This window comes from Mesorhizobium sp. M4B.F.Ca.ET.203.01.1.1 (genome assembly GCF_004791025.1).
GTDB lineage: Bacteria > Pseudomonadota > Alphaproteobacteria > Rhizobiales > Rhizobiaceae > Mesorhizobium > Mesorhizobium abyssinicae.
Window position 1 is genome coordinate 396,695 of sequence record NZ_SRUO01000004.1, and the last position, 16,970, is coordinate 413,664.

The following is a 16,970-nucleotide window of genomic DNA, read 5'->3' on the forward strand; positions in this document are numbered from 1 at the left end:
AAATGAATCATGCGCCGCAATGGGATGCGGCGCATGTCATAGATAGCCACGAAACTGCCTGGACGGAAGTGCCGGAAAAATGTTCCGGGCAGGTCCAGGAAACTCTCTCAGTAGTCGTCGCTCTTCTCAGGCGGCACAAGGCCTTCGATGCCGGCCAGCAGGTCTTCCTCGGTCATGCGGTCGAAGGCGATGTTGTCCTCGGCGTCGTCGGTATCGGTCGCAGCGACGGCAGCGCCCGTCTGGTCGGCGATCGCCTCGCCATCGGCCTCCGGCTCGTCGACTTCGACATGCTTCTGCAGCGAGTGGATCAGGTCTTCCTTGAGGTCGTCGGGCGACAGCGTCTCGTCGGCGATCTCGCGCAGCGCGATCACAGGGTTCTTGTCGTTGTCGCGCGGCACGGTGATCTGCGCGCCCTGGCTGATCTGACGGGCGCGGTGGCCGGCCAGGAGCACCAGCTCGAAGCGGTTGTCGACCTTGTCGATGCAATCTTCAACGGTTACGCGGGCCATGAATTGCCCCTTTCATGCGATGGATTTGACGGAAAACAGGCGCGGTCCATAACCTGAACGCCGCCAAAATACAAGCTTCTTGGCAATGCCGATCCGCCTCCCGGGGGATTATCCGGCTCGGCATGGGCAAGGCCCGCGGCGATCCGGCGCCGATCACAATTGCTTGCGAGGGGCCGACACAGCTTGGATTGCCGTAAAACTGGCGCTATCTCGGATAAGAAAGGCCGTGTGGTCCATTGACGGGCCGCGGGCATAGTCGCCGACGCTTTTAGACGACCGCCTATTTTGAAAAAAGGACATTTTCCATGTTCGACCCTCGGGAAAAAATCGCGCTTTTCATCGACGGTGCCAATCTCTATGCCACCTCGCGGGCGCTCGGCTTCGACATCGACTACCGCAAGCTTCTGTCCAGCTTCCAGAAACGCGGCTATCTGCTGCGCGCCTACTACTACACCGCGCTGGTCGAGGATCAGGAATATTCCTCGATCCGGCCGCTGATCGACTGGCTCGACTATAACGGCTTCAAGGTGGTGACCAAGCCGGCCAAGGAATTCACCGACTCGACCGGCCGCCGCAAGATCAAGGGCAATATGGACATCGAGCTCACCGTCGACGCGCTCGAGCTCGCCGACGTCGTCGACCACTATGTCATCTTCTCCGGCGACGGCGATTTCCGCACATTGGTCGAGGCGCTGCAGCGCCGCGGCCGCAAGGTTTCGATCGTCTCGACCATGGCCTCGCAGCCGCCGATGATCTCGGACGACCTGCGCCGCCAGGCCGACCATTTCATGGACCTGATGAGCCTGAAGAACGAAGTCGGCCGCGATCCCTCCGAACGGCCGGTGCGCAGGCCCGAACCGGCCGAAGTCGACGAGGACGACTATTGACGGCGGCGGCCTTGGTGGCCGCGCCCTCCCCCGAACCCGGTCGCGACTGCCCACTCTGCCCGCGGCTGCATGATTTCATCGCAGACTGGCGGCGGCGCGAGCCGTCCTGGTTCAACGCGCCGGTGCCTACTTTCCTGCCGCCGGAGGGTGAGGACGCCGTGCGGCTGCTCATCGTTGGGCTGGCGCCCGGACTGCGCGGCGCCAACCGCACGGGGCGGCCCTTCACCGGCGACTATGCCGGCGACCTGCTCTACGGCACGCTGATCGCGCACGGCCTGGCGCGCGGCGAGTTCAAGGCAAGGCCCGACGACGGACTAGAACTGGTGCAGACGGCGATCACGAATGCGGTGCGTTGCGTGCCGCCGGAGAACAAGCCGGTCGGCGGCGAGATTGCCACCTGCCGGAGTTTTCTGGTGCCGACGATCGGACGCTTTCCCAATCTGCGCGCTGTCCTGGCGCTCGGCTCGATCGCGCATCAGTCGACGGTGCGGGCGCTGGGCGGGCGCGTCGCCGCCCATCCGTTCCGGCACGGCGGACGGCACGAGGCCGGCGGCATCGCGCTGTTCTCCAGCTACCATTGCTCGCGCTACAACACCAACACGGGCGTGCTGACGGAATCAATGTTCGTCAATGTGTTCAAGGAGATCGCGGCGTTTCTGGAGGAGTAGATTCGGAAACCCGCGTGGCGAATAGCTCAGCCAGTTTGTCCGCCCCACCCTGCAGCACGTTCAGGTCGACGTCGCCTTCGATGCCGTCGACGCGACCCCGGTTGTGGTACTGCCAGTAGATCCAGTCGTCCTCGCCCGGCCGCATGGCCAACGAGCGCAGCCAGCGCGGGCGAACTGCGATATGCGCCGAATAGGCCTGCGCCGCCTCATCGGTGAGATAGACGATCGCCGGCTTGCCGAAGGTGGCCTCGACCGGGCCGAGAAAGGCCTGTAGCTCGGCCCTCAACTGTTCGGGCGACGGCCGCTGCGGGCAGTTGCCGCCGAATTCGATGTCGACCACCGGCGGCAGCAGCGGCTCGCCGCGCGGCACCACCGAGATGAAATTCTTCGCCTGGTCGGCGCCCGGCCGGCAGAAAGTGAAAAAGTGGTAGGCGCCGACCGCCAGACCGGCGGCGCGCGCCTCGCGCAGGTTGGCGGCGAAAGCATCGTCGACATGATCGCCACCTTCGGTCGCCTTGATGACGGCGAAGGCGACGTCGTCGGCGGCGACACGCCGCCAGTCGATCCGGCCTTGGTGATGGGAGACGTCGATGCCCCTGACGGGGAACCGGTCGCGATCGGGAGAGAAGGTGTGGAAGTAGATGAACCCGCCCGCTGCGACGACGCACGCCAGGACAAGGCTGGCCAGGACCCAGAGGACGATCCGCTTCTTCAAGACTATCCCCCGATGTCGGCTCTTCATGTCCGGAAGCTGAAGGCCGACTGTTGGCTTTTTTCAGGCCAGCGCCGGAGATTTTTCAGCCGCGTTGCTTGAGAAGGCGGCCCTTCTCGCGCGACCAGTCGCGCTGCTTTTCCGTCTCTCGCTTGTCGTGCAGCTTCTTGCCACGGGCGATCGCAAGCAGCAGCTTGGCGCGGCCGCGATCGTTGAAATAGATCTTGAGCGGCACCAGCGTCATGCCTTCGCGATCGACGCTCTGCGACAGCTTCGCCATCTCGCGCTTGGAGAGCAGAAGCTTGCGGCGCCGGCGCGGCTCGTGGTTGAAGCGATTGGCCTGCAGATATTCCGGCAGATAGGAATTGATCAGCCAGATCTCGCCGCCCTCGGCAGAGGCATAGGATTCCTGGATGTTGGCCTGGCCCTGGCGCAGCGATTTGACCTCGGTGCCGGTCAGCACGAGGCCGGCCTCGAGCGTGTCGAGCACCTCGTAGGAGAACCGTGCCTTGCGGTTCTCCGCAACGGTCCTGTTGTTGGGATCGGCTTTTTTGACTTGATTCATGACGTCCAGGTCCGTTTCGAAACCCGCTCCTGCGAGTCAGATGACGGTGTCACCGAGAACCGGAGCGGAGCGTACATATAGTACGTGAGCACCGGAAGCGCAGGTGGCGCCTTCAGATGGCCGCAGGAGTGGAGTTTCCAAACGGGCTCGTTAGTTTATCAAGCCGGCATGCTTCATCGCCTGGTCGATCTTCTCGGCCGTCGAGGCCTCGATCGTGACCAGCGGCGAGCGCACGACGTTCTCGACCTTGCCCAGCTTCGACAGCGCGTATTTGGCGCCGCACAGGCCGGGCTCGATGAAGATCGCCTTGTGCAGCGGCAGGAGCCGATCCTGCAGGTCGAGGGCCTTGGCGCTGTCGCCGGAAAGCGTCGCTTCCTGGAATTCGGCGCAGAGCCGCGGCGCGACGTTCGACGTCACCGAGATGCAGCCGACGCCGCCATGGGCGTTGAAGCCCAGCGCCGAGGCGTCCTCGCCCGAGAGCTGGACGAAATCCTTGCCGCAGGTGGCGCGCTGCTCGGAGACGCGCTCGACCTTGCCGGTGGCATCCTTGACGCCGACGATGTTCTTGAAGTCGTGCGCCAGCCGCCCCATCGTCTCCGGCGTCATGTCGATCACCGAGCGCGGCGGGATGTTGTAGATGATGATCGGCAGCTTGGTCGCGCGGGCGACAGCGGCGAAGTGCTCATAGAGGCCGCGCTGCGTCGGCTTGTTGTAATAGGGCGTGACGACCAGCGCGGCATCGGCGCCGGCCTGCTCGGCAAATTGCACCAGGCCTACAGCTTCCTCGGTGTTGTTGGAGCCGGCGCCGGCGACGACCGGAGCGCGGCCCTTGGCGACCTCGATGCAGACCTTGACCACCTGGCGGTGCTCGTCATGCGACAGCGTCGGCGACTCGCCGGTGGTGCCGACCGGGACGAGGCCCGTGGTGCCTTCGGCGAGCTGCCATTCGATGAAGGCGCGAAAGGCTTTCTCGTCGAAACGCCCGCTCTTTTCGAACGGTGTAACGAGCGCGGTAAGCGAGCCTCTCAGCATGTCGTCCAACTCCTTGGGACTTCGTTGGTTATGCATGTCGTTGCCCCAAAACCGGTATCCACTTTGGGGCGGCATGCATTGGTGTTTTGTCGGTCGGTCTATCGTGCGCGCCTTCTAGCCGAAAGCGAAGCCGCGCACCATAGTCTCGACATGGTTCACCGGCAAGCATTGCCATGGTGCCAGCAAGCGCAAATCGAACGACCTCGATAACCTTTTGTTTACGGGCTCTTCACGACCTATGTTTAGGCTTCGATGCGTCTTGGCCTGCTGGTAATGTGCTCGAACAGGAAATGACGAACCCCATGTCAGGCCGGCGGCCCCGTCTTTTCGCGTTTCTTGGCGCGACGCTTGCGCTGATGCCGGCCGCGGCGATCGGCGGCGGCGTCGACGTTGCGGTGACGTCGGCCCTCCCGGTAGCGCCCTTGGCCTATCAGGGCCGCCCGGACGCGCCGACATCGCCTTTCGCCGACGTCGCGATTTTGAAGGGCGGTCTCGACAGGCTGGCGGCCAACGACGTTGCCGGCGCGCGCCCGGTGCGCGAGGTCTTGCCGGCCAATTCGCTCGACCGCCACATCCTGGCCTGGGCGATCGCGCTCTATGGCGGCGACCGGGTGCCAAGCGGCGATATCGCCGACGCCGCGCAGATGCTGCCGAACTGGCCGGGCACGATCGCGCTGCGCAAGAACAGCGAACGCGCGCTCTATCGCGAGAATCCCTCCCCGCAAGTCGTGGTGAAGGCGTTCAAGGGCAGCCAGCCGTTGACCCCCGAAGGCGTGATCATCCTTGCCCGATCCTATGTCGCGCTGGGCAACCTCAATGCAGCGCGCTCGGTGCTGTCGCCGTTCTGGCGCACGGAAAGGCTGGAAGCCAGGGACGAGGCGACCATCATCAAGGAGTTCGGCGCGCTTATCCCCGCCGCCGATCATCGCTTCCGCATGGAGCGCATGTTCTATGCCGACCGGGTGAGTTCGGCGCTGCGCGTCGCCGCGCTTGCCGGCGCCGAGCCGCTCGCCGAGGCCTGGGCGGCCGCCGGCCGCGGCGACAGGAACACGGCCAAACTGCTCAACGCCGTGCCGGCCGCGCAGCGCTCGGCCGGCTATTTCTTTGCCGAGGCCGAATATCTGCGCAAGCAGCAGAAGTTCGCCGACGCGGCCGCGATCGTGATGAAGGCGCCGACCGACCGCGAGTCGCTGGTCGATCCCGACGCCTGGTGGGTGGAGCGCCGGGTGCTGTCGCGCGAGTTGGTCGACCAGGGCGACATGAAGACCGCCTACAAGATCGTCTCCATGCACGCTGCCGAAAGCCCGGCCAGCGCCGCCGAGGCCGAGTTCCATGCCGGCTGGTACGCGTTGCGCGGCCTCAACGATCCGGCCACCGCCGCCGCCCATTTCACTCGCATCGCCGACCTCGCGCAGGGACCGATGTCGCTGTCGCGCGCGTATTATTGGCTTGGCCGCACGGCCGAAGTGGGCGGGCCCGGCGACGCGAAGACGTATTTCACCCGCGCGGCTGCCTATGGCACCACATTCTACGGCCAGCTCGCCGGCGAGCGCGTGGGCTTGAGGACCCTCAACATCGCCTATCCGCAGCCAAGTGCCGCCGACCGACAGAATTTTGCCGGCCGCGAGGCCGTCAGCGCCATCAAGCGTCTGCAGGAGGCCGGCTATGACCGCTATGCCGAGACGCTTTACCGCGATCTCGCCGGGCAGTTGACCAGCCCCGGCGAACTCGCGCTGCTCGCAGTGCTCGCCGAAAAGCAGGGCAACCATTTCATGGCACTGAAGGTCGGCAAGATCGCCGCCCAGCGCGGCATCGACGTCGGCGCGCTGTCGCACCCGCTGGGCGTCATCCCCGACACTGCCGATATTTCCGGCTCCGGCAAGGCGCTGGCCTATGCGATTGCCCGCCAGGAGAGCGAATTCAATATCGGCGCGGTCTCCAGCGCCGGTGCGCGCGGACTGCTGCAATTGATGCCGGGCACCGCCAGGCAATTGGCGAAGAAGGCCGGACTGACGTTCTCGCAGACGCGCCTGACCAGCGATGCCGGCTACAATGCGACGCTTGGCGCTGCCTTCCTCGGCGAGCAGCTCGACCGTTTCAGCGGATCCTATGTGCTGACCTTCGCCGGCTACAATGCCGGCCCCAACCGCGCTGCCCAGTGGGTGGCCAAATATGGCGACCCGCGCGGCAAGGACGTGGACGCCGTCGTCGACTGGATCGAGCGTATTCCCTACACTGAAACAAGAAGCTACGTGCAGCGCGTGATGGAGAATTACGAGGTCTACAAGATGCGTATTTCCGGCAAGTACGACATCGTCGGAGACCTGGTGAACGGGCGCAGTTGAGCCCTTCCTTCCCTCAGCCATTTGACCGCCCCTGCCCTCGCCTGTAGCACTCGCGCACGAATCGGCAATGGCGAGGGACGTGTCCGCATGCCAGGCGAAGCTTTCTCCGACTTTTTCTATGACGCGCCGGATGGGCTCCGGCTTCACGCCCGCATCTATGGCGAAGTCAATTCGGGTCGTTGGCCGGTCGTCTGCCTGCCCGGCCTCACCCGCAACGCGCGCGACTTCCACGAGTTGGCGCTCCACCTGTCGAGACGGGCCGGGCGCAAGGTCGTGGCCTTCGACTATCGCGGGCGCGGGCAATCGGCCTATGACCCCGACATCGGCCACTACAATGTGGGCATCGAAGCCGGCGATATCCTGGCCGGGCTGGCCGCGCTCGGCATCGAGGAAGCGGGCTTCATCGGCACGTCGCGCGGCGGGCTGATCATCCATGTGCTCGGTGCGATCGCGCCGGCCGTGCTGAAGGCCGTGGTGCTCAACGACATCGGCCCGGTGATCGAGACGCAAGGCCTCGCCCATATCCGTTCCTATCTCGATGGCGCGCCGAAGCCGAAGACATTCGCCGAGGCGCTCAACGCGCAGCGCGAGGTGCACGGCGGTGACTTTCCGGCGCTCGCCGAAGCGGACTGGGAACGGATGGTGTCGGCGCTCTTTCGCGAGACCGACGTGGGGCTGATGCCGGATTTCGACCCAAGGCTGGTCGACATGCTGGCCGGTCTCGACTTCGGCAAGCCGCTGCCCGATCTGTGGCCGCAATTCGAGGCGCTGGCCGCCGTGCCGCTGCTTGCCATACGCGGCGCAAACTCCAAGCTGCTGTCATCAGCAACGCTTGAGGAGATGCGAGAACGACATCCCGGCATGGAAGCAATCACGGTCGAGGGCCAGGGTCATGCGCCGTTCCTCGAAACGGGCACCTTGCCTATCGCCATCGCCGCGTTCCTGGATCGGGCGGAAATTCAAAAGAAGTAATCCCAAGCTCAAAATCGGCTACCGAGCTATTTTTGCAGTATAGAAACGCTTAAAAAGACAATCGCTTCCGGAAAATGGCGGCGACCGATTCTGACCATCGGCGCCGCCCTCATCCGCCTTCGGCACCTTCTCCCCGTGAACGGGGAGAAGGACTCAAGCTAGTTGGCCCTGAAGCTTTTCCTGGAGACCTTCACGGCGGCCGCTTCGCTCTTCGGCTTGCGCGCCGGCTTTGAGGATGTGGGCGTGGTCACGGGCGAGGAAAACATGGAGTTTTCCGCGCCCTTCGTCGCCCCGTCGCAGCGCGGCGTTTCCAGCACGAAGACGCAGCCGTCGAGGTCGTTGGTGGCTAGATGCGCGTAGCGCATGGTCATCGACAGCGTCTGGTGGCCGAGCCACATCTGCACGCGCCTGATGTCGATGCCGCCCTGGACGAGTCGAGAGGCGCAGGTGTGGCGCAAAATATGCGGCACCACTTGCTCGTCGGCAGCAAGGCCGACCTCGGCCTTCGCCTCGTTCCAGATGGCGCGGAATTGCGCCTGGCTGAATCTGGTGAAGGGGCCCTTGGGACGGCGTCCCTCGGTGACCGGCAGCTTGATCACTTCCTTGACGCGGGCGGTCATCGGAATGGTACGGCTGCGGCCGGACTTGGTGATCCAGAAGGAGACGCGGTGCTCCTGGATGTCGTTCCAGATCAGGCCGAGCGCCTCGCCCAAGCGGCAGCCGGTATCGACAAGGAAGACGGAGAGCCGGTAAGCGTCCTCGCTGCGGCTCCTGATTGCGGCGAACAGCCTCGCCTCTTCGTCCTTTTCGAGGAAACGAATCCGTCCCGCCCGCTCCTTCTGGCGGCGGAACTCGGGCAGGCTGTGAATATCCCCCATCTTGTGAGCCTTGCGCAGCAGTTTGCTGAGAGCAGCCATCTTGCGATTGATGGTTGCGTTGCTGTTGCCGCGCTGGCGCAGGGTTCCGATAAGGTTGTCCAGGGTGCTTTGGTCAAAAGCGCTGAAACGCTCCCCGAGGAGAATCTCATCGATTTCGCCGATGAAAGAGCTGACATTGTATTTATGTCGCCCATCATCCCAGAGTATATCCCGATATGCTGAAAACAGCTCTCCGACCCGGTACGACTTTACTTCTCTTATCTTGTTATAGCTGTATTTTATTTTTGCAGTTTGAGAAGAAAAGATCGCGAAATGGTCAGAGGGCACCCCCTCTTGAATCGCTTCGTTCGTCATTTTTTTGACCACACCCCCGAGTGGAAAGGCGACACCTATCCGCTTGGAAGCGTCCTTTCAAGAGTTAAGTCTGACAAATCCGATTTCACCCGCCAGAGGGCGGGTCCCACGAAACCGTTCCGCAGACTTCCGTTCAGCTATCGAACCCCCTCTTCCTTCTGTTCACCCTGCCCGTCACGAAAACAAAACAGCCCGGGCGTTGAAGCGCCCGGGCTGGATTTTACCTGTGGACAACCAGCCCTTAGAACGAGCGCTGGAAGCGGAGGATACCGCCGACGCCGTCGCTGCTGCCGTGCCAGTCGCTGTCGGCCTTGTTGAAGTAGTCAACTTCGGCCGTGACAGTGAAGCCGGGAACCACATCGTAAGCGACGTTGGCAGCGAGACCGAAGGTCTTGCCATCGTCATACGACGCCTGCACGTTGAACGAGGCCTTCTCGTTGAACTTGTAGCTGGCGCCGCCCCAGACCGCCCAGCTGCCGTCCCAAAGCTTGAAGAAGCTGTGGCCGGTGTTCGGATCGGTAACGTCGGAGTCGCTTCCGTAGCCGGCCATCACGAACGCCGAGATTGCGTCGTTGACGGTGACGTCCAAGCGAGCCTTGCCAGCCCAGGATTCGTAGTTGCTGTCGTAACCAACGACGCCGCTGATGGAACCCCAGCCCTGCGTGTACTTCACGCCGCCGACGACATGCGGAACGTAGCTGTCGATCGTGTCGGCGCCAGCGCCCTCTTCGAGCGAGACCACGGCCGAGAAGCCGTTGCCGGCGTCGAAGTAGTACTGGACGACGTTGGTGTCGAACGAGCCGTAGGGGACGAGGGTATCGTCGATGACGTTGCCGGCATAGCCGTTGAACGTGTTGAAGGCCGATTCGTCCTTACCGACGCGCAGGCCACCGAGCTGGATCCAGGCGAAGTTCAGCGAGGGCGTCTTGTTGTGCGCCTGCCAGCCGGCCGGATCGTAGCCGGCGGGGAACGGGGCCGCCTGGTCATCATAGTCGCCCGAGCCGTTGCCGAAGTTGAAGCGGGTCTCGGTGAAGGTCTTCAAGGTGCCGAGCTCGGTTTCCTGGTTGGTCCAGGTCTTCAGCGTGAAGCGGGCATTCTTGTAGTAGGTGTCGTTGCGATCGGTCGGATCCAGGTGATCCGGAACATTCTGCACACCTTCGCGATCACCCACGCCGATGTCGTAACGGACAAAGCCGCCGATGCGCAGGCAGGTTTCGGTACCGGGGATGTAGAAGTAGCCCGAGCCGTACACGTCGCAGATCTTGACGTATTCAGCCGGTTCCGGCTCGGCGACGACAACGGCGTCGGCGGCGCGCGCACCGGAAACTGCGATCAGGGCCGCAGCTGAGCCGAGAAGAAGGCTCTTGATGTTCATTTTCTGACCTCCAGTCAGAATCGAACGAGCTGGCGGAACCGGGCGCAAGCATTTCGACATTAACACATTGATATTGCTATGCTTTAAAAGGACATTACGAGATTCTGCATCAGCCGCAGGAGGTCGACTCCGCTGTCGTCGTAGTCATCACATGCGAAGGCGAATCGCAAACGGGCATCGTCGATTCTGCTTTATGAGGGATTCGCGGAGTTGGTCCTGCGCAGCTGCGCGGCGCGAAACAGGATGGCGGAGAGGATGGGATTCGAACCCACGAGAAGCTTTTGACCTCTACTCCCTTAGCAGGGGAGCGCCTTCGACCACTCGGCCACCTCTCCGTTGCGCCGCTGGATAAAGAAAAGCTTCGGCACAATCAACAAGCCGGCGTCATTATCGCGGAAAAATCGGTTCCTGGCAGTGATGCCGCCTCGCCATGCGGCGATTCTGCGGCAATTCCCTGGCTGGCGACTCGGGCATGTGCGCCGCAATTCGGTCTGCACGGCGCCGGATTCGGGCCGTTTGCAAGGGGTGCGAGCGCCTCGATAGTTAACGAGAGCTTTCTGAGTGAGGCCAAATCGTGTCATTTGTGCAACAACGCTCGGGGATAGCGTCCGGACAGCCCGTCCGTCGGCACGATCGTGGTTGAACCCCGCCGCCTCATGGGTAAAGTCGAATTTGAAGGAGCGGCGCGGTGCGCATCTTTTTCGGTTAGTGGGGATGGGGCAGGGAACGCTGTCCTTCAGCAAAGAATACCCAGACCCGTTTTTTAACTTTTGACTGGAGGTCAGAAAATGAACATCAAGAGCCTTCTTCTCGGCTCAGCTGCGGCCCTGATCGCAGTTTCCGGTGCGCGCGCCGCCGACGCCGTCGTCGTCGCCGAGCCGGAACCGGCTGAATACGTCAAGATCTGCGACGTGTACGGCTCGGGCTACTTCTACATCCCCGGCACCGAAACCTGCCTGCGCATCGGCGGCTATGTCCGCTACGACATCGGCTTCGGCGACGTCGGCGCGTTCACAGGCGCTGAGTCCGTCGACCACCAGGATGGTGACGTGCAGGATACCTGGTACAAGAATGCCCGCTTCACGCTGAAGACCTGGACCGGCCAGGAAACCGAGCTCGGCACCTTGAAGACCTACACCGAGACCCGCTTCAACTTCGGCAACAACAATCGGCACGCCACCCCTGATGATCCGGCCACCACGACCATCGATGAAACCGATAGCAATCCCGCCGGCGGCAAAGGCATCTCGCTGAACTTCGCCTGGATCCAGCTCGGTGGCCTGCGCGTCGGTAAGGACGAATCGGCCTTCAACACGTTCATCGGCTACGCCGGCAACGTCATCAACGATACGCTGGTTCCGTACGGCGGTTTCGACACCAACGTCATCCAGTACTACTTCGACGCTGGCAACGGCTTCTCCGCCGTCCTCTCGCTCGAAGAAGGCTCGGGCGTCGTCGGCACGATCGACAGCTACGTTCCGCATGTCGTCGGCGGTCTGAAGTACACGCAGGGCTGGGGCGCCATCGCCGGCGTCGTCTCCTATGACAGCAACTACGAGGAAGTGGCCGGCAAGGTCCGCTTGGACGTCAACGCCACCGACGCGATCTCGCTGTGGGTCATGGGCGGCTACGGCACCGACGACAACCTCAACGATGACGCCGGCAATGCGATCGACGCTGGCGGCCGCGGCTTCTACAAGCAGTGGAGCGGCAACTGGGCTGTGTGGGGCGGCGGCACCTACAAGTTCAACGAGAAGACCTCGTTCAACGCTCAGCTCTCCTATGACGAAGGCAAGAACTTCGGCGTTGCGGCGAATATCGCCTACGACGTCGTTCCCGGCTTCACCGTCACGGCCGAGGTCGACTACATCAACGTTGGCGAGGATACCGTCTCCGATTGGACCGATGCCCGGCAAGAAGACGCCATCGGCGGTATGCTCCGCTTCCAGCGCTCGTTCTAATCAGCAGCGTCTGACCGAAATCGAACCCGGCGGGCAACCGCCGGGTTTTTTCGTCTTCGGGCGACAGCGCGCCAGACTCTTTCTGGAACCGCGCCCCGTCCCGTCGCGCAGCTTGCACCGGTCAATCCGGCACGCTGGCAAGAAGGCCCTTTTTCTTAACGAGCCTCTGCCATGCGCCTGCGCCCTCCCCTTACGTTGGCGGTCTCCTCCGCTTCCAGCGCTCGTTCTAACAGGCACGGCCTGACTGAAATTAGAACCCGGCGGGCAACCGCCGGGTTTTTTGAATTAGGAGATCCGACTATCAAGGTCGTGCTATCCGCGAGGAGCGAAGCGCGCGCGGAATCCGAGGGTGGCCTCTAAGTGCCACCGCGGAACTGGGTTCGCGGCGCCAGAGGACAGCGCCCGCGCCTCTTGCCGGCCATGTTCCCCGCAAGGCCCCGCAAGGTTAGATTGGATGTCGCGAAGTGCCTTTGCCAGTCTTCGGCTTCGAAGAAGGCGTGCCGAGGCAGACGGCTACCGATCTCGCCCTTGCCGGGTGAGGTGGTTGGCAGGCCAGAGAGGGTGAAACTCGACGGCGGGGCACCAGGTTCTGAACCGCGGCGCCCGCTTCGCATTCGCTCCGCTCCAGGAGGTCATGATGGCTGCGCGTTGACCGCGAATGTTTCTTAAAGTTCAGCCAGATCTCCCAAGGCTTCAATCAATGGCTGGATTCTGCCTTCATAGTTCTTCCAGTGCTTGACTGACGACTTGTAGATCGGCTGGCGAACTTGCCAGCGACTGATTGTCCTGACCGAGCCCGCCTTGTCGAAAAAGCGAAGGCAGGCATCATTCCAAGGCAGGCCAAGATGGTCTATAAGACGGCGCGATTGCCTCTCCTGATCCGAAATGAGATCTTCATAGCCGTTCTCAAAAATTCGCCCGGGCAGAACCGTGTTCCAATGGCGCATAAGGCGATCATACTCGCGGTAGTACAGACCCAGGGTTTCCAGATCGCAACTGAAATTATGGCCTTCCTGAAGGTTTGAAAAGAAGCAAGAAAGACAATTGTCGATTGCGTCACGCCTGCAGTGAATAATCCGAGCATTTGGAAACAGAATCGCAATCAGCCCGACCAGCTCGAAATTGTGGGGCAGCTTGTCGACAATGTACGGAGCGTTTGCCGAATAATGACGCAGGTAGGACAGATATTCTTCTGCCAGCGCTTGAGATTGCGGGATCGTCATCGACCTTACCCACTGGCCGAAAGACTCCCCCGACCTGAGACTTAAGCCGATAGAGGCCGCCATTCGCCCCAGTTTCGTAAGCTCTCCGGCCCCGTGAACTTCCGGGTGGCTCGAGCAGATTTGCTCAGTCAAAGTTGTACCCGAGCGCGGCATACCCAAGATGAAGACGGGCACCTCGGACGGATTTCCATAAGCTGCTTTGTCTGCCAACAGCTGCGCATCGAACACGCCGATGAGCGAATCAACCCGCTTGCGATAGAAATCAATGTCGAACTCACGGGCCTTGAGCGCCTTGCCCTTCAAGAAATGATCCATCGCCTGGTCATAACGCCCCAGGTCGTTCAGGATCTTCCCCGCCGCCAGGTGAAGCAGACTCGACTCACCCGAGGAAATCGCGCTGTCGCCGAGTTCATTCAGGATTTGGCCGAGTTCGGGAGTCTCGGCAGAAAATTTTCGAGTGTTTGCAAAGGCAATGTAGCCTGCAGACACATTCACGCGCCCGGCAATGGCTTCGTTCAAATAGGTTGTTGCCTCGTCCATCCGTCCGAGGCCTATGAGTGCACTCGCAAGGCCCAAACCGGCGAGCGGATGATTGCGATCGATCTTCAGCGCTTTTTCATAGAGAGGCAAAGCCATTTCAGCCTTGTCAAACCTGCCGTATGCCTCGCCCAGCCGGCAAAGCGCCTCAACCAGATCCGGTTTCAGTTCACAGGCGCGCTGCAAGTGCTGAATCGCCAACGGGTGATCATTAACTTTCAGATAGGCTTCTCCAAGACTAAGCCGATAATAAGGGTTCCTCGGTTCCCGTGCCGCTGCACGCGCCAAAAACTTGATGGCCAACTCATCATCGACGCCAAGCCCGAGCGTGCCGAGAATGTACAGCGCAAGCGGATGGTTGCGCGTGCGCGCCAGGACGCGATGACAGAGCTCCTCGGCCTCCGCCAGCCGCTCAGCCTTTTGCAGTTCGAGCGCCTGTCGCAGCATCAGGTCGTCGGCCTGCGCACGCGACGGCGTTGGCTGCAACGGCCTTGCCTGCGGCGGCTTTGGCTGCGGCTGTTTGGCCGGTGGCGTGGACAGGCCCTTGAGATGCTTGGACCAGGCGGGAGGCAGCCGATTATTCATCTTGCCTCGCTAGCAAAATCGACCTGCGAAATCCAGCATTAGACTAGAGAAGGAACTCGCGGTGGGAGCTGAGCACTGGACATTTCCAGCCAGAGGCGTGCTGCTCCCCTCATCCACAAGCTAGCGCCGCCATTTCCCCCTGCCGGCAACTTGCGCGGCCTACCCGTCCACGCTAGCAAGAAGGCCCCTTTTCTCGACGAGCCTCTTGCCATGCGCCTGCGCCCTCCCCTTACGCCGCTTATCGCCGCGCTTCCCTCGACGGTGCCGTTTGTCGGCCCGGAGGCGCAGGAGCGTGACCGCGGCCGTCCGTTCCGCGCCCGTATCGGCGCCAATGAGAGCAGCTTCGGGCCCTCTCCGCGCGTCATCGCCCGCATGGAAAGCGTCGCGCGCGACCAGTGGATGTATTGCGACCCCGACAATTTCGACCTCAAGCAGGCCGCGGCCGCCCATCTCGGCGTCGGCGCCGAGAATGTGGTTGTCGGCGAAGGCATAGACGGGCTGCTCAGCCTGGTGGCGCGCATGTATGTGGCGCCTGGCGACGCGGTGGTGACCTCGCTCGGCGCCTATCCGACCTTCAACTTCCATGTCGCCGGCGTCGGCGGAAGGCTGGTCGCGGTGCCCTACGAGAACGACCGGGAAAGCCTGGACGATCTGCTCGCGGCGGTGGTCCGCGAAAAGGCGCCGCTGGTCTATCTCTCCAATCCCGACAATCCGATGGGCAGCTGGTGGGAGGCCGCCGAGATCATCCGCTTCATCGAGGCGCTGCCGGAAACCACCATGCTGGTGCTGGACGAAGCCTATGGCGAGCTCGGGCCTGCCTCGGCGCTGCCGCCGATCGACGTGTCCCGGCCCAACGTCGTCCGCATGCGCACCTTCTCCAAGGCCTATGGGCTGGCCGGCATACGCTGCGGTTACGCGGTCGCCGAGCCCCAGGTGATCCGTGATTTCGAGAAGATCCGCAACCATTACGGCGTCAGCCGCATGGCGCAGATCGCCGGCGTCGAGGCTCTGGCCGACCAGGCCTTTCTGGAAAGCGTGGTGACGCGCGTCGCCGCCGGCCGCCGGCGCATCGCCGCAATCGCCGAGGCGAACGGGCTGAAGCCGCTGCCTTCGGCGACCAACTTCGTCACCATCGACTGCGGCAGCGACGGCGCCTTCGCCCTGAAGGTGCTGCAGGGCCTCCTGTCGCGCGACGTGTTCATCCGCAAGCCGATGGCGCCCGGGCTAGACCGCTGCATAAGGGTCAGCGTTGGCCTCGACCACGAGCTCGACATCTTCGCCGAAGAATTGCCGGGCGCGCTCGCGGCCGCCCGGGGTAACTAGCAGCAGCCGCTCGGCGGCTCGACCGCGTCGATACCGGGTTGCCTTTGGCCGGCCACATGCCCAGATTCTGCAAGGCGAAGGCGGAAGGTTGGTAGGATGCAGGGCAGGCAGCGCGCCGTGCGGGCACGCATTTCCGGCAAGGTGCAGGGCGTCAGCTATCGTGTCTGGACGCGCGGCGAGGCGATGCGTCTCGGCCTGACCGGCTGGGTGCGCAACGAACGCGACGGCTCGGTGACGGCGCTGATCGCCGGCGCCGATGGCGCGGTCACGGCCATGATCGAGCGGCTTTGGCAAGGGCCGCGCGGGGCCTCGGTCGCGAAGGTCGAGATCGCGGAAAGCGCCGGCGACGACGCGCCAGGCGACTTCCGAATCGTCACCTGACCGAATGCTGCAGCAAGCTCGGCAGCGGCCTCGAACCCAGGCTCGACATCCTCACGAGGACTGCCCAACAATGCGGCGCACGACATATGTGTGTATGTTCTGATTTGTTTCCTTTAGCGCTGAAGCAGATCGACATCCGCGCGCCGCAGTCGGGGCGCGTGCACCAATTGGCGGTACACACGATCGGCGGGGTCATCGCGCCCGGCGAGGCGATCATGCAGATCGTGCCGACCGCCGACGCCCTGGTGGTCGAGGCGCGTGTCGCTCCGCAGGACATCGACCAGGTCCGCGTCGGGCAGCCGGCCGCGCTTCGCCTCTCGGCGTTCAGCCAGCAGACCACGCCGGAGGTCGAGGGCCAGGTGGACCGGATTTCGCCCGACCTTATCGAAGACCAGAAGGCTGGCGTGGCCTATTACGCCGTGCGTATCGCGCTGACACAGAGCAGTCTGAAACAAGCCGGACAGCTCGAGCTGAAACCCGGCATGCCGGCCGAGGTTTTTCTGAGGACAGGCGAGCGCACGGTTCTCTCCTACCTGCTGAAGCCTTTGACCGACCAGGCGAGCCGCGCCTTCCGCGGCGACTGCGGCTCCGGCCCGATCGACCTCGCCGCTGTTGCGGTCGATCCTGCCTTTTACCGCACTGTTCGAGGCGCCCTTTCCTTCT

At 62.9% G+C, this 16,970-nt stretch carries 14 protein-coding genes, 1 tRNA gene and 1 pseudogene; 8 read left to right on the forward strand and 8 right to left on the reverse strand.

Going from position 1 to position 16,970, the window contains the following annotated elements; all coding sequences use genetic code 11:
* Positions 1 to 107: 107 nt before the first annotated feature.
* Positions 108 to 509, reverse strand: coding sequence for a DNA-directed RNA polymerase subunit omega (rpoZ, locus tag EN846_RS11850; protein ID WP_127286184.1), 402 nt, complete (start codon positions 507 to 509; stop codon positions 108 to 110).
* Positions 510 to 814: 305 nt separating this feature from the next.
* Here rpoZ and EN846_RS11855 point away from each other — a divergent pair, with 305 nt between their 5' ends.
* Complete coding sequence (locus EN846_RS11855; protein ID WP_127286183.1) at positions 815 to 1,396, forward strand: NYN domain-containing protein; 582 nt, start codon at positions 815 to 817, stop codon at positions 1,394 to 1,396.
* Positions 1,393 to 2,064, forward strand: a complete 672-nt coding sequence (locus EN846_RS11860; protein ID WP_187331194.1) for a uracil-DNA glycosylase — start codon at positions 1,393 to 1,395, stop codon at positions 2,062 to 2,064. The genes EN846_RS11855 and EN846_RS11860 overlap by 4 nt, the downstream gene beginning before the upstream one ends.
* Here EN846_RS11860 and EN846_RS11865 read toward each other — a convergent pair.
* The 3 genes from EN846_RS11865 to dapA all read right to left on the reverse strand — a co-directional run bounded on the left by EN846_RS11865 (position 2,033) and on the right by dapA (position 4,373).
* Positions 2,033 to 2,779 (reverse strand): GH25 family lysozyme, encoded by a 747-nt coding sequence (locus tag EN846_RS11865; RefSeq protein WP_127392507.1) that lies wholly within the window; start codon positions 2,777 to 2,779, stop codon positions 2,033 to 2,035. The genes EN846_RS11860 and EN846_RS11865 overlap by 32 nt on opposite strands.
* Before the next feature lie 82 nt (positions 2,780 to 2,861).
* Positions 2,862 to 3,341 (reverse strand): SsrA-binding protein SmpB, encoded by a 480-nt coding sequence (gene smpB, locus EN846_RS11870; protein ID WP_127283034.1) that lies wholly within the window; start codon positions 3,339 to 3,341, stop codon positions 2,862 to 2,864.
* 150 nt (positions 3,342 to 3,491) lie between these two features.
* Complete coding sequence (gene dapA, locus EN846_RS11875; RefSeq protein WP_127283033.1) at positions 3,492 to 4,373, reverse strand: 4-hydroxy-tetrahydrodipicolinate synthase; 882 nt, start codon at positions 4,371 to 4,373, stop codon at positions 3,492 to 3,494.
* Positions 4,374 to 4,675: 302 nt separating this feature from the next.
* On the opposite strand from dapA, the gene EN846_RS11880 reads away from it, so the two are divergent.
* The gene (locus tag EN846_RS11880) at positions 4,676 to 6,718 is read left to right on the forward strand and encodes a lytic transglycosylase domain-containing protein (protein ID WP_128346273.1); all 2,043 of its coding nucleotides are present in this window, start codon (positions 4,676 to 4,678) and stop codon (positions 6,716 to 6,718) included.
* 87 nt (positions 6,719 to 6,805) lie between these two features.
* Positions 6,806 to 7,690, forward strand: a complete 885-nt coding sequence (locus EN846_RS11885; RefSeq protein ID WP_127392508.1) for an alpha/beta hydrolase — start codon at positions 6,806 to 6,808, stop codon at positions 7,688 to 7,690.
* A 158-nt stretch (positions 7,691 to 7,848) separates the two neighbouring features.
* Here EN846_RS11885 and EN846_RS11890 read toward each other — a convergent pair whose 3' ends face one another.
* The 3 genes from EN846_RS11890 to EN846_RS11900 form a co-directional block, all read right to left on the reverse strand.
* Entirely contained in the window at positions 7,849 to 8,922 is a 1,074-nt protein-coding gene (locus tag EN846_RS11890; RefSeq protein ID WP_127283030.1) for a site-specific integrase, read from the reverse strand.
* A 241-nt stretch (positions 8,923 to 9,163) separates the two neighbouring features.
* Positions 9,164 to 10,297 (reverse strand): porin, encoded by a 1,134-nt coding sequence (locus EN846_RS11895; RefSeq protein ID WP_127392509.1) that lies wholly within the window; start codon positions 10,295 to 10,297, stop codon positions 9,164 to 9,166.
* A gap of 244 nt (positions 10,298 to 10,541) precedes the next feature.
* Positions 10,542 to 10,632 (reverse strand) — tRNA-Ser (locus tag EN846_RS11900).
* 453 nt (positions 10,633 to 11,085) lie between these two features.
* On the opposite strand from EN846_RS11900, the gene EN846_RS11905 reads away from it, so the two are divergent.
* Positions 11,086 to 12,258, forward strand: coding sequence for a porin (locus tag EN846_RS11905; RefSeq protein WP_127283028.1), 1,173 nt, complete (start codon positions 11,086 to 11,088; stop codon positions 12,256 to 12,258).
* Between the two features lie 665 nt (positions 12,259 to 12,923).
* On the opposite strand, the gene EN846_RS11910 is transcribed toward EN846_RS11905, so the two are convergent.
* Positions 12,924 to 14,603 carry a sulfotransferase gene (locus tag EN846_RS11910; RefSeq protein ID WP_127283027.1) on the reverse strand — a complete coding sequence of 560 codons (1,680 nt, stop codon included), beginning with the start codon at positions 14,601 to 14,603 and terminating at the stop codon, positions 12,924 to 12,926.
* A 210-nt stretch (positions 14,604 to 14,813) separates the two neighbouring features.
* Between EN846_RS11910 and EN846_RS11915 the strand changes: the two genes are divergently transcribed.
* The 3 genes and pseudogenes from EN846_RS11915 to EN846_RS11925 form a co-directional block, all read left to right on the forward strand.
* Positions 14,814 to 15,926, forward strand: coding sequence for a pyridoxal phosphate-dependent aminotransferase (locus tag EN846_RS11915; RefSeq protein WP_127283026.1), 1,113 nt, complete (start codon positions 14,814 to 14,816; stop codon positions 15,924 to 15,926).
* Positions 15,927 to 16,022: 96 nt separating this feature from the next.
* The gene (locus tag EN846_RS11920) at positions 16,023 to 16,307 is read left to right on the forward strand and encodes an acylphosphatase (RefSeq protein WP_127283025.1); all 285 of its coding nucleotides are present in this window, start codon (positions 16,023 to 16,025) and stop codon (positions 16,305 to 16,307) included.
* 119 nt (positions 16,308 to 16,426) lie between these two features.
* Positions 16,427 to 16,882, forward strand: a pseudogene (locus EN846_RS11925) (HlyD family efflux transporter periplasmic adaptor subunit); the annotation flags it as partial.
* Positions 16,883 to 16,970: the final 88 nt, after the last annotated feature.